This is a genomic window from Pantoea sp. IMH (assembly GCF_000599885.1).
Taxonomy (GTDB): Bacteria; Pseudomonadota; Gammaproteobacteria; order Enterobacterales; family Enterobacteriaceae; genus Erwinia.
Window position 1 is genome coordinate 1,171,981 of record NZ_JFGT01000005.1, and the last position, 13,220, is coordinate 1,185,200.

At 52.9% G+C, this 13,220-nt stretch carries 9 protein-coding genes and 6 tRNA genes; 3 read left to right on the forward strand and 12 right to left on the reverse strand.

What is annotated here, in order from left to right; all coding sequences use genetic code 11:
- Positions 1-95: 95 nt before the first annotated feature.
- Complete coding sequence (gene ubiF / locus EA20_RS0113930) at positions 96-1,271, forward strand: 3-demethoxyubiquinol 3-hydroxylase (RefSeq protein WP_024967414.1); 1,176 nt, start codon at positions 96-98, stop codon at positions 1,269-1,271.
- Between the two features lie 109 nt (positions 1,272-1,380).
- On the opposite strand, the gene EA20_RS0113935 is transcribed toward ubiF, so the two are convergent.
- From EA20_RS0113935 to nagB, 11 genes are all read right to left on the reverse strand, one after another.
- Positions 1,381-1,455, reverse strand: a tRNA-Gln gene (locus EA20_RS0113935).
- A 38-nt stretch (positions 1,456-1,493) separates the two neighbouring features.
- Positions 1,494-1,568, reverse strand: a tRNA-Gln gene (locus EA20_RS0113940).
- Between the two features lie 7 nt (positions 1,569-1,575).
- Positions 1,576-1,652 (reverse strand) — tRNA-Met (locus EA20_RS0113945).
- Between the two features lie 41 nt (positions 1,653-1,693).
- Positions 1,694-1,768, reverse strand: a tRNA-Gln gene (locus EA20_RS0113950).
- Positions 1,769-1,792: 24 nt separating this feature from the next.
- A tRNA-Leu gene (locus tag EA20_RS0113955) sits at positions 1,793-1,877 on the reverse strand.
- A gap of 7 nt (positions 1,878-1,884) precedes the next feature.
- Positions 1,885-1,961, reverse strand: a tRNA-Met gene (locus EA20_RS0113960).
- Positions 1,962-2,179: 218 nt separating this feature from the next.
- Complete coding sequence (gene asnB, locus EA20_RS0113965) at positions 2,180-3,847, reverse strand: asparagine synthase B (protein ID WP_024967415.1); 1,668 nt, start codon at positions 3,845-3,847, stop codon at positions 2,180-2,182.
- A gap of 276 nt (positions 3,848-4,123) precedes the next feature.
- Positions 4,124-4,876 carry an HAD-IIA family hydrolase gene (locus EA20_RS0113970; protein WP_024967416.1) on the reverse strand — a complete coding sequence of 251 codons (753 nt, stop codon included), beginning with the start codon at positions 4,874-4,876 and terminating at the stop codon, positions 4,124-4,126.
- 32 nt (positions 4,877-4,908) lie between these two features.
- Positions 4,909-6,129, reverse strand: coding sequence for an N-acetylglucosamine repressor (locus tag EA20_RS0113975; protein ID WP_024967417.1), 1,221 nt, complete (start codon positions 6,127-6,129; stop codon positions 4,909-4,911).
- A gap of 7 nt (positions 6,130-6,136) precedes the next feature.
- Positions 6,137-7,285, reverse strand: coding sequence for an N-acetylglucosamine-6-phosphate deacetylase (gene nagA, locus EA20_RS0113980; protein ID WP_024967418.1), 1,149 nt, complete (start codon positions 7,283-7,285; stop codon positions 6,137-6,139).
- 66 nt (positions 7,286-7,351) lie between these two features.
- On the reverse strand, positions 7,352-8,152 hold the full coding sequence (gene nagB, locus EA20_RS0113985; protein ID WP_024967419.1) for a glucosamine-6-phosphate deaminase: 801 nt from the start codon (positions 8,150-8,152) through the stop codon (positions 7,352-7,354).
- Positions 8,153-8,488: 336 nt separating this feature from the next.
- On the opposite strand from nagB, the gene nagE reads away from it, so the two are divergent.
- Positions 8,489-10,519, forward strand: coding sequence for an N-acetylglucosamine-specific PTS transporter subunit IIBC (gene nagE, locus EA20_RS0113990; RefSeq protein ID WP_024967420.1), 2,031 nt, complete (start codon positions 8,489-8,491; stop codon positions 10,517-10,519).
- A gap of 154 nt (positions 10,520-10,673) precedes the next feature.
- A complete protein-coding gene (gene glnS / locus EA20_RS0113995; RefSeq protein WP_024967421.1) occupies positions 10,674-12,341 on the forward strand; it encodes a glutamine--tRNA ligase in 1,668 nt (555 codons plus the stop codon).
- A gap of 274 nt (positions 12,342-12,615) precedes the next feature.
- Here glnS and fur read toward each other — a convergent pair whose 3' ends face one another.
- A complete protein-coding gene (fur, locus tag EA20_RS0114000) occupies positions 12,616-13,059 on the reverse strand; it encodes a ferric iron uptake transcriptional regulator (RefSeq protein ID WP_024967422.1) in 444 nt (147 codons plus the stop codon).
- Positions 13,060-13,220 lie beyond the last annotated feature (161 nt).

Here is a 13,220-nt window from a genome sequence, read left to right on the forward strand (position 1 = left end):
TTGGCCCCTCAAATTCCGGTACACTTAGGGTAACAGAATCCGCCCTGAACGTTACAGACCAGGGTACAGGGATGGCTTACGGACAGGATAAAAAAATGAGTGAGACAAAAAAATGGGATGCCGTCGTTGTGGGCGGCGGGATGGTTGGCGCTGCGCTGGCGAGCGGGCTGGCGGAACAGGGGTTTCAGGTGGCCGTGCTGGAGCAGCAGGCGCCTGCGGAATTTGATCCTGCAAGCGCACCCGATATCCGGATTTCCGCAATCGGCGCGGCCTCCGTTGACCTGTTAAAGCAGCTAAAAGTCTGGCCGGCTGTCGAGGTGATGCGCTGTACACCTTACCGGCGGCTGGAAACCTGGGAATGGCACAGCGCGCGCGTCGGCTTTGATGCGGAATCACTTGGCCTGCCGGAACTGGGTTTTATGGTGGAAAACAGTGTGCTACAGCGGGCGCTCTGGGAACGCCTTCAGACACAAAAGATCGATCTTTTTTCGCCAGCCCGGCTAAAAGATCTTCAGCCCTGTAATGGTGGATGGAAGGTGATGCTGGAAAGCGGCGAGACGCTTAACGCCCGACTGGTCATTGGCGCTGATGGCGCCAATTCACAGGTTCGCCAGCTTGCCGGTATCGGTATACATGGCTGGAACTATACGCAGTCCTGTATGTTGATCAGCGTGAAGTGTGAACAGCCAGCGGGGGATTGTACGTGGCAGCAGTTTACGCCCGAGGGCCCGCGCGCTTTCCTGCCCCTCTCTGACGGGTGGGCTTCTCTGGTGTGGTATGACCGTCCAGCCAGGATCCGTCAGCTACAGGGAATGAATATGATGCAGCTGGCGCAGGAGATAAAAACGCATTTTCCCGCCCGCCTTGGACGGGTAACGCCTGTTGCTGCCGGTTCATTCCCGCTGGTACGCCGACACGCCACGCGCTATGTACAGCCGGGGCTGGCTCTGGTTGGCGATGCCGCGCATACGATTAATCCGCTGGCTGGCCAGGGCGTTAATTTGGGCTATCGCGATGTGGATGCGCTGATCGACACCCTGGTCGCCTCCCGCGAGCGCGCGGAGGACTGGGCCTCTGAAAGGGTACTGCTGCGCTACCAGCGGCGCAGGCAGAAAGATAATATGCTGATGCAAACCGGTATGGATCTTTTCTATTTTGCCTTCAGCAATCCTTTTACGCCGCTGCGGGTGGTACGTAATCTCAGCCTGATGATGGCTGAGCGATCCGGTGTGCTTAAGCGGCAGGCGCTGCGTTACGCGCTGGGATTGTAAAGTGAGATGAGGTTCAGTGCGCCTCAGCTTGAGAAGGGCGGGCGCACAGTAAGCAACAATGCCTGTCGCCAGACGTAAAAAAGCCCGCATAAGCGGGCTTTTTTACGTCTGGCTGGGGTGCAGGGATTCGAACCCCGGAATGCTGGTATCAGAAACCAGTGCCTTACCGCTTGGCGACACCCCAATTTTTTGTTGCGATCTGCACGGCAAATCGTCTTTTTATGGCTGGGGTGCAGGGATTCGAACCCCGGAATGCTGGTATCAGAAACCAGTGCCTTACCGCTTGGCGACACCCCAATAAAATTGGTGGCTACTACGGGAATCGAACCTGTGACCCCAGCATTATGAGTGCTGTGCTCTAACCAGCTGAGCTAAGTAGCCTAATTTTACTGCGTTGTAACTCTAACATACTTTTTAAAAAATGGCTGGGGTACCTGGATTCGAACCAGGGAATGCCGGTATCAAAAACCGGTGCCTTACCGCTTGGCGATACCCCATCCGTGCAAAGCCGCTTATGGAAATGGTGCGGGAGGCGAGACTTGAACTCGCACACCTTGCGGCGCCAGAACCTAAATCTGGTGCGTCTACCAATTTCGCCACTCCCGCAAAAAGATGGTGGCTACGACGGGAATCGAACCTGTGACCCCAGCATTATGAGTGCTGTGCTCTAACCAGCTGAGCTACGTAGCCATCTTTTTTCGCGTTACCTTCATCGGCGTTGCGGGGCGCATTATGCGGAGTTGACCTAAAAGCGTCAACAAGTTTTTTCCCGTTTTTTATCCTGAGCGTTTCGTTTGTCTGGCTTGTAACCAGCATGATGATTAAATCAACAAATTCTGACGCTAACACGCGCAAAATAAAAAAATAACGGGCCACGAAAGGCCCGTTTTATCCGCTGACGACAGAAGTTATTTGTAGGCCGACTGGTGCACGCCTACCGCGCGTCCTGACGGATCGTCCATCGTTTTGAACGCTTCGTCCCACTCAATGGCTTTTGCAGACGAACAGGCGACGGAAGGGCCGCCCGGTACGCATTCTGCCGCGCTCGGCAGCGGGAACAGCTCCTCAAAAATTTCACGATACAGATAGCCTTCCTTCGAGGTTGGCGTGTTGTACGGGAAACGGAAATGGGCCGTCTTAAGCTGCTGATCGGTTACCTGCTGAGCCGCGACTTCTTTCAGCGTATCGATCCAGCTATAGCCGACGCCGTCCGAAAACTGCTCTTTCTGACGCCACGCCACGCTTTCCGGCAGGTAAGAAGAGAAACATTCGCGCAGGATATGTTTTTCCATTTTGCCGTTCGGTCCGCACATTTTATCGGCCGGATTGATGCGCATCGCCACATCAAGGAATTTTTTATCCAGGAAGGGCACTCGGGCCTCAACGCCCCAGGCGGACATCGCTTTGTTGGCGCGGGCGCAGTCAAACATATGCAGCGCCAGCAGTTTGCGCACGTTTTCCTCGTGAAACTCTTTGGCATTTGGCGCTTTGTGGAAGTAAAGATAGCCACCAAAGACCTCGTCTGCGCCTTCACCTGAGAGCACCATTTTAATGCCCATCGCCTTGATCTTACGGGACATCAGATACATCGGCGTGGAGGCACGAATGGTGGTCACATCGTAAGTTTCAATGTGATAGATCACATCGCGGATGGCATCCAGACCTTCCTGCACCGTAAAGTGAATTTCATGGTGTACCGTGCCGAGGTGATCGGCAACTGACTTCGCTGCTTTCAAATCCGGTGACCCTTCCAGACCGACCGCAAAAGAGTGAAGCTGAGGCCACCAGGCATCGCTTTTATCCTGATCTTCAACGCGCTTCGCGGCATATCGCTTGGTCACTGCTGAGATGATCGAAGAGTCAAGTCCGCCAGAGAGCAGCACACCGTAAGGGACATCTGACATCAGATGGCTCTTCACCGCTTCTTCCAGCGCCTCTTTCAGGGCTGGTGCATCAGTTTTGTTATGTTCAACCGCTTCGTAGCTGAACCAGTCGCGCTGCCAGTAACGATGGATTTCGTGGTCGGTGCTGGACATGTAGCTTCCCGGCGGAAACTCTTTGATGGTGCGACAAACCGGCACCAGCGCTTTCATCTCTGAGGCGACATAGAGGTTGCCATGTTCATCGTTGCCCATATAAAGCGGGATAATCCCGATGTGATCGCGACCAATCAGCCAGGTGTTTTTCTCGCTGTCATAAAGGATAAAAGCGAACATCCCCTGCAGCTCATCCAGAAAATCGACGCCTTTCTCCTGATAGAGCGCGAGGATCACTTCACAGTCTGAACCGGTCTGAAACGCATAGCGATCGCTCAGCTCAGCGCGCAGCGCCTGATGGTTATAAATTTCACCGTTGACGGCCAGTACGTGAGTCTTCGCGGCGTTATAGAGCGGCTGTGCGCCGTTATTCACATCGACGATAGAGAGACGTTCATGAGAAAGAATCGCGTTGTCGTCTGCATAAACGCCAGACCAGTCCGGGCCGCGATGACGCATCAGTCGGGAAAGCTCTAACGCTTTCTTACGCAGCTCAACAGGATCGGTTTTGAGATCCAGTACGCCAAAAATTGAACACATAGCTAACTCCCTATCGACATCCCTGAGTGGTGATGATGGTAACGTATAAGTGTATGGCGAGGTTTATCGCCCGATAGATAAGAAAATGCGCTATCTCACCCCATTGACGCAAGCATTTTAGCGTTTACCTGAGAAATAGTCTGTTGACGCGGCTCTGGATTTGATGATTATTCAATAAATAGGGCTAAAAATTGATGAAATGATAATCTCCATAAAAAAGCGGTTACTTTTTGAACGATGAGAGTGGTGGCCTGACCGGATGGTCAGGCTTGCAGGCTAAAGAATATCGATATCTGCCACTGAGGGGAAAACCCAGCTGGGCCGGAATGGCATCGCGTCAATATCACTGAGCGTTGAAACACCGGACAGTACGAGAATCGTCTCCAGTCCCGCCTGAAAGCCAGCCAGGATATCGGTACGAAGATTATCGCCCACGATCACCGTTTCATCTGAATGCGCCTGCATTTTGTTCAGCGCGGCCCGCATAATCCAGGGGCTGGGTTTACCGACATAAAAGGGAGAGCGGCCAGAGATCTTTTCTATACCCGCACAGAGCGCGCCACAGGCCGGAACAAAGCCGCGGGCATGGGTGTCGGGATTGGTGGCAATAAAGCGGGCACCGTTCGCCACAAAAAACGCGGCTTTATGCATCATATCCCAGTTATAAGAGCGGGTTTCCCCCACAATAACAAAATCGGGATTGATATCGGTTATGGTAAAACCCGCTTTATAAAGCTCGTGAATAAGCGCGCCTTCGCCCACGACGTAGGCTTTTTTTCCTTCCTGACGCCGCAGAAAATCCGCCGTGGCCATCGCTGAGGTGTAAAAAACGCTGTCCGGCAGATCGATCCCCGCAGAAGCAAACCGGTTAGCCAGATCGAGCGCCGTCTGTGAAGGGTAGTTGGTCAGTACGACCAGCGGCATCCCTTTCTCCAGAATCCGTTGCAGGAATTCATTGGCGCCCGGAACGGCGGTGTTATCGTGCATCAGTACGCCGTCGATATCGCAAATGACGTTTTTAATGCTCATTTTTTCGCTGTCGTTCAGAGTTAAAGCGCTCATTAACCTTCCAGAAGATGTTGTAAAAGAATGCCGTTAAGCATGGCACGTTTTGCCAGCGCAAAGGCGCCTATGGCAGAGCGGTGGTCGAGTTCCGAACGGACAACCGGCAGATTTTTGCGAAACGCCTTCAGGACCTGCGTGTTAATACAGCCCTCAATGGCGGGGAAGAGTACTTTATCCGCTTCGGTGATCTCACCAGCAATCACCACTTTCTGCGGATTAAATAAGTTAATCGCAATGGCGACCGTTTTCCCGAGATGCCGGCCTACGTGCTCAATCACTTCGGCTGCCAGCACGTCGCCGCGGTTAGCGGCTTTACAGATCTGGCCGATCTGGCACTCCTCTGGCGTCAGCGAACTCGGATAGCCCCGCGCAAGCATGTCACGCACGCGATGCTCTATGGCCCCGTTGGCAGCGATCGTTTCCAGGCAGCCAAAATTGCCACAGTGGCAGCGTTCACCTAAAGGATCGACCTGAATATGCCCCAGTTCGCCCACGTTACCGTTGCTGCCCAGGAAAATATGGCCATTAGCGATAATGCCTGCGCCTGTTCCGCGGTGGACACGCACCAGTATGGAGTCTGCGCAGTCGCGTGATGCACCAAAATAGTGCTCGGCCAGCGCAAGGCTGCGGATGTCATGGCCGACAAAGCTGGTCACGCTGAACCGTTTTTCAAGGTTAGCGACCAGCGGCCAGCAGTTGACGTTGATATGCGGCATGTAGCGGATCACGCCATTATTGGGGTCCACCAGCCCGGGAAGGATAACGGCGATAGCGATCAGTTCACGCAGCTTGCGCTGATGCTGTTCGCTAAAGTGCGCAATTGCGTTAAACAGAGCGTGTTCCAGGGTTTCCTGCGTGCGTTCCGGCAGCGCATAGTCCTCCTGGGCAAGCGATTTTCCGCTGAGATCGAAGAGCGTGAGCGTGGCATCATTGCGCCCCAGACGAACGCCAATGGTATTGAAGCCCCGGGTTTCTGTCACGATGGAGATAGCGCGGCGGCCGCCGGTGGAGGCCTGCTGGTCAACTTCTTTGATCAGGCCGCGCTCAATAAGCTGACGGGTAATTTTGGTGACGCTGGCGGGGGCTAGCTGGCTGTGCTCGGCAATCTGTATGCGCGAAATCGGACCCTGCTGATCGATAAGCCGGTAAACGGCTGCGCTATTGAGTTGCTTAACAAGATCGACATTTCCTATTTGAGCCTGGCCGCCAGTGGTCATTCAGTTTCTACTCGCTTAAGACTTCGTCACCGTTAACGATAGTCTGGATTATTTTGTAGTCACGGGTGAACAGCGTCAGGTTGGCCACTTTACCGGCTTCAATCGAGCCTAACCTTTTCTCCACACCCATCGCCCGTGCCGGGTAAAGCGTTGCCATACGTAACGCCTCGTCCAGGGAAATGCCTGCATGTTCGACGCTGTTCGCTACCGCTTCGATCATAGTCAGGGCAGAACCGCTGAGTGTGCCGTTTTCGTCAACGCAGAGTCCATTACGGTAGTATATTGTTTTTCCTGCAAAAATGAACCGATCAATCGATGCTCCGGCGGGTGCAGTGGCATCGGTAACCAGTACTAGCTTATCGCCTTTAATGCGTTTGGCGTTACGGATGTTAGCGTAATGAACGTGCAATCCATCGGCAATAATGCCGCAATAAATATCAGGGGCGTCAAACAGCGCGCCAATAAGTCCCGGCTCGCGACCGGTAATCGTTGGCATGGCGTTATAGAGGTGAGTGGCGAAGCTGACACCGGCAGCGATGCCGCGCCGTGCTTCCTCCCAGGTGGCGTGAGAGTGACCACAGGAAATAACGATACCCGCTTCGCTCAGCTGACGGATGAAGTGCTCCTCTACCTGTTCAGGAGCTAGAGTGATCTTGGTAATCACCTCTGCATTTGCACAGAGATAATCCACAATCTCCTGATTAGGCTTACGAATTAAGTCAGGATTATGCGTGCCTTTTTTAAGCGGGTTCAGCCAGGGACCTTCGAGGTGCAGGCCCAGCGCCTTGTTAGCGTTTTGCGCCAGATAGCTGCGCATCGCTTCAACCGCGCGCTTCATCAGCGCATCGCTGCTGGTGATAAGCGTCGGCAGAAAGCTGGTACAGCCCGATTTTTCGTTCGCCTTCTGCATAATGTTCAGCGTTTCTACGCTGATAGCGCTGGGATCATCATTAAACTGCACGCCGCCGCAGCCGTTCAGCTGTACGTCGATAAAGCCGGGAGCGATCATCGCGCCTTGCACGTCGCGGGCAGCGATGCCAGCTGGCAGTTCTTCCTGCGCGCAGACGCGCTCGATCAGGCCGTTGGCAATAATAACAGCATGATTGTCCAGTATTTCATGACCGGTATAAATGCGGCCATTGGTTAATGCGTACATAACTCTCTCCCGGCGGTGTCTGGCTGACCGCGCCGTCCCGGCACGGTTCAACGCAATACTGATGTCTTACAGATCTTTCACGTTTTCCGCTTCCATTTCGCGGAAATACTTAACGGTTTTCACTTTCAGTTCCATTGTCGCAGGCTCATCGCAAACCACCACAGATTTGGCATGCAGCTGCAGGCAGCTGATGGTCCACATATGGTTTACGTTTCCTTCCACTGCGGCCTGAAGCGCCTGGGCTTTCACGTGTCCGGTGACGAGAATCATCACTTCTACGGCATCCAGTAGCGTGCCGACACCGACAGTGAGCGCATATTTCGGTACCTGATCCACATCGCCGTCAAAAAAGCGAGAGTTGGCCACGCGGGTATCGTGCGTCAGGGTTTTGATACGAGTGCGGGAAGCCAGAGAAGATGCAGGTTCGTTGAACGCGATATGTCCGTCGTTACCGACACCCCCCATAAACAGGTGAATTTTGCCATAGCTGCGAATTTTTTCTTCATACTGGCGGCATTCTGCGTCAATATCTGGCGCGTTGCCGTTAAGCAGGTGGATATTTTCCTGTTGAATATCAACATGATCAAAAAAGTTGCGGTACATAAAGCTGTGGTAGCTTTCCGGATGCTCTTTTGGCAGGCCAACGTACTCATCCATATTGAAGGTGATAACGTGTTTAAAGCTAACCTGGCCTGATTTATGCATTTCAACTAAATGCTTATAGGCTACCAGCGGCGTGCCGCCGGTAGGCAGCCCCAGCACGAAAGGGCGATCGGCAGTGGGGTTAAACGCGTTGATGCGATTGACAATATGACGGGCGGCCCATTTTCCGACATGGTCAGGGGTAGCCAAAGGAATCAGTCTCATGTATCACCTCATGTAAGCAAAGTTAGAAATGGTTGACGGTGCCCTTGCTGCTGAAAGTAAGCGTACGTGTCGGGGGCCATATCCGCGAGGGATAAATCCGTCGTGATTTTTCGGATCATAAAATAAGTTTGCGGCGATAGCCAGAAGCATGAAAAATTTCATGGCTATTTTGGTGATAAAAGTCACAGTTGTAGCGGTTTTAATTTGCGAAGCGAATTAAATTTTTCTTACACTCCGCTTCGGGGTTTGAACTGTTATTCAGAAACCAACAGGCCGTGATAATAAAACGAAACGGCTCATGGCGCCTTAACGGGTCTTATAGGGGGAAAGGTGAATATTCTAAGCTATCTGCAAAAAGTAGGACGGGCGCTCATGGTGCCGGTGGCAACACTGCCCGCCGCCGCGATTCTGATGGGCGTCGGCTACTGGCTTGATCCAGATGCATGGGGAGCAGGTAACGCACTTGCAGCGCTGCTCATTAAATCGGGTTCAGCAATTATCGATCATATGTCCGTTCTGTTCGCCATCGGCGTGGCTTACGGCATGTCCAAAGATAAAGATGGCGCCGCGGCGCTGACCGGTTTTGTTGGTTTTCTTGTCGTAACGACACTCTGCTCGCCAGCTGCGGTCGCAATGATTCAGAAAATTCCGGTCGAACAGGTGCCGATGGCATTCGGTAAAATCGAAAACCAGTTCGTCGGTATTCTGGTCGGTATCATCTCTGCAGAGATGTATAACCGCTTCAGTCACGTTGAGTTGCCTAAGGCGCTCTCCTTCTTCAGCGGTCGTCGTCTGGTGCCGATTCTGGTCTCCTTTCTGATGATCCTGGTTGCCTTTATTTTGATGTATATCTGGCCGTTGATTTTCGGTGGCCTGGTCAACTTTGGTGAAAGTATTCAGAAAATGGGATCGATCGGTGCGGGCGTCTACGCGTTCTTCAACCGTTTGTTGATCCCGGTTGGCCTGCATCACGCCCTTAACTCCGTTTTCTGGTTTGACGTGGCAGGCATCAACGATATTCCAAACTTCCTGGGTGGGGCGCAGTCGCTCGAAAGCGGTAAGGCCGCTGTCGGGATCACTGGCCGTTATCAGGCTGGCTTTTTCCCCATCATGATGTTCGGTCTTCCAGGCGCTGCGCTGGCCATTTTTCAGTGTGCACGTCCGGAAAACCGCGCCAAAGTCGGTGGTATCATGCTGGCGGCAGCCTTCGCCGCTTTCTTTACCGGTATCACTGAACCGCTGGAATTTTCCTTTATGTTCGTGGCGCCAGTTCTCTATGTGATCCACGCTGTGCTAACCGGTATTTCGGTATTTATCGCCGCAAGTATGCAGTGGATTTCCGGCTTTGGCTTCAGCGCCGGGCTGGTGGATATGGTGCTCTCTTCACGAAATCCGCTGGCCACCCACTGGTACATGCTGATCCCGCAGGGGCTGGTCTTCTTTGTTATCTACTACGTGGTATTCCGCTTCACCATCAAAAAATTCAATCTGCTGACGCCAGGACGTGAATTGGCGGTGGATGGCGATGAAAGTGATGGCTATGACGTCAACGTTGAGAAAAGTGGCAATAAAGAAACCGATACTGAATCGCTTGCCCGTCATTACATTGGTGCCGTAGGAGGCTCTGATAATCTGACCGGGATCGACGCCTGCATTACGCGCCTGCGTCTGAACGTGAAGGATAGCGCCTCAGTCAACGAGGCTGTGGTTAAGCGCCTTGGCGCATCGGGTGTTATTCGCCTGAACAAGCAGAGCATTCAGATTATTGTCGGCACTCGTGCTGAAACTATCGCTTCTGCCATGAAAACTGTATTAAGCCGGGGGCCGGTTCCCTCAGCGGCAACGGCAACAACACCGGTAGCCAGTGCTGCGCCAGTAGTCCAGGCGGTACCTAATGTGTCAAAAGGGATTATCGGCACGCTGGTGGCGCCGGTAAGCGGTGAAGTGGTTGCGCTTGAGCAGGTGCCTGACGAAGCTTTCGCCAGTAAAGCGGTCGGTGAAGGGCTGGCGATCAAGCCAACCAGCAGTACCGTAGTTGCGCCTGCCGCCGGCACCGTGGTGAAGATCTTCAATACGAATCACGCCTTCTGTCTGGAAACGGAAAAGGGCATTGAGGTTGTGGTGCATATGGGGCTTGATACGGTTGCGCTGGGCGGTAAAGGCTTTACGCGTCTGATTGAAGAGGGTGCGGAGGTTGTCGCTGGTCAGCCAGTACTGGAAATGGATCTCGACTGGCTTAACAGCCATGCCCGCTCGATGATCAGTCCCGTTGTTGTCAGTAATATTGAAGACTTCGGCGGCATCAATCTGGTCGCTGGCGAAACGGTTGTGGCGGGCGAAAGCCGTCTGTATGAGATTAAGGGCTAACGACTCAGCTCAGTAAAGTCACAGGGCGGGAAGCGATTCCCGCCCTTTTTTTATCATTAAGCCCTAACAAACGGTTGTTTCCCTTCCCGGCTTTGTGGATCATACTCCGTTATTTCACGTACTAATTACGCTAAGCATTCCTGAGGAAATTAAGATGAGTGAGGCAGAAGCCCGCCCAACTAACTTTATTCGTCAGATTATTGACGAAGATCTGGCGAGCGGTAAGCATAGCACCGTGCATACGCGCTTCCCGCCCGAGCCTAATGGCTACCTGCATATTGGCCATGCTAAATCCATTTGCCTCAATTTTGGCATCGCCCAGGATTACCAGGGCCAGTGCAATCTGCGCTTTGATGATACCAACCCGGTGAAAGAAGACCTGGAGTTCGTGGAATCCATCAAAGAGGACGTACAGTGGCTGGGCTTTGAGTGGAGCGGTAACGTCCACTACTCATCTGACTATTTTGACCAGCTGCATCATTACGCTGTTGAACTTATCAATAAAGGCCTGGCCTATGTTGACGAGCTGTCGCCTGAGCAAATTCGCGAATATCGCGGCTCCCTGACGTCGCCGGGTAAGAACAGCCCTTATCGCGACCGCAGCGTGGAGGAAAACCTGGCGCTGTTTGAGAAAATGCGTAACGGAGAATTTGCCGAGGGAACGGCCTGCCTGCGTGCCAAAATTGATATGGCGTCCAGTTTTATCGTGATGCGCGATCCGGTGCTTTATCGCATCAAGTTCGCTGAACATCATCAGACGGGCAATAAGTGGTGCATCTATCCGATGTACGATTTCACCCACTGCATTTCCGATGCGCTGGAAGGGATCACCCATTCGCTCTGTACGCTGGAGTTTCAGGATAACCGCCGTCTCTATGACTGGGTGCTGGATAACATCACCATTCCCGTGCATCCGCGCCAGTATGAGTTTTCCCGCCTGAATCTGGAGTATGCGATCATGTCCAAGCGCAAGCTCAGCCTGCTGGTCAGCGAAAAGATTGTCGAGGGTTGGGACGATCCGCGTATGCTCACCGTATCAGGCCTGCGTCGTCGTGGTTACAGTGCAGCGTCTATTCGCGAGTTCTGCCGCCGTATTGGCGTGACCAAGCAGGACAACATTGTTGAAATGGCTTCGCTGGAATCCTGCATTCGTGACGATCTTAACGAAAATGCGCCGCGTGCAATGGCCGTTCTCGACCCGGTGAAGCTGGTGATTGAAAACCTGCCCGCGGGACACGAAGAGATCATCACCATGCCGAATCATCCGAATAAACCGGAGATGGGAACGCGGGAAGTGCCGTTCAGTCGTGAGATCTACATCGATCGTGCTGACTTCCGGGAGGAAGCTAACAAGCACTATAAACGTCTGGTGTTGGGCAAAGAGGTCCGCCTGCGTAATGCGTATGTGATCAGGGCTGAACGCGTAGCAAAAGATGATGAAGGCAATATCACCTGCCTGTTCTGTACCTGTGATACGGAAACGCTCAGCAAAGATCCTGCTGATGGCCGTAAGGTGAAGGGCGTCATCCACTGGGTTTCGGCGGAACACGCGTTACCCGCTGAATTCCGGTTATATGATCGTCTGTTTAGCGTACCGAACCCAGGTGCGGCGGATGATTTCCTGACGACTATCAATCCGGAATCGCTGATTATCCGTCAGGGATTCGTCGAACCTGGGCTGAGCCAGGCGCAGCCGTCCAGTCCGTATCAGTTCGAGCGTGAAGGTTACTTCTGCGCGGACAGCCGTTACTCCGCGCCTAACAAGCTGGTGTTTAACCGCACTGTGGGTTTGCGTGATACCTGGGCAAAAACGGGCGAGTAATTTTTCCAGCCTCTGTCGGGGATTGGCCAGGCAGAGACGGTGATGACAGATTAAATCCGTCATTCTTTTCGGGATGACGGATTTTTGTATGTACTGTCATCGCGGGAACTGGGGATCTGAAACGGTCGTATTTCGTTTCAGCAGCGTATACAGACGAAAAAAAACCGGTGAGGCTTCACCGGTTTTTTGTTTTGGCACAAAGCGAGTGCGGCCTTTAATGCCTCACAGAACCTGAATAATAGCGTTCGGGAGATAAAAGACGACATTCATCCGCTTACTTGTCGTGCAGCGTCTCATCTTCCCGGCAGTCGCCGGTAGAGCAGTGCCCATACAGATAGAGGCTGTGATTGCTGAGCTTGATACCATGTTTAGTGGCGATATCACGCTGACGGGATTCGATAGACTCATCACGGAATTCGATCACTTTTCCGCAATCCAGGCAGATCAGATGATCGTGGTGATGCTGCTGAGTCAGTTCAAAGACGGACTTACCGCCTTCGAAATTGTGACGCGTCACAATGCCGGCGTCATCAAACTGGTTCAGAACGCGGTAAACCGTCGCCAGACCAATCTCTTCGCCCATATCAATCAGGCGTTTATACAAATCTTCCGCACTGACGTGATGGCCAACGGGTTCCTGAAGCACTTCCAGAATTTTAAGTCTTGGAAGCGTGACTTTCAGGCCGGCCTTCTTTAATGCGGTGTTATTGTCAGTCATGCGGATATTGTCCTGTTACTTTGCTAGTCACTAAGTGGCTGAAAAGCCCTGAGCATCGGTCGTCGCTGAAAAGTCAGGCGCCTCAGTATAGAACTGATAGTTCGAAATGGAAACCGCGGAAAGGCGTCCCCACCAGGAAAATAAGGGTAAAAAAGCCGTTA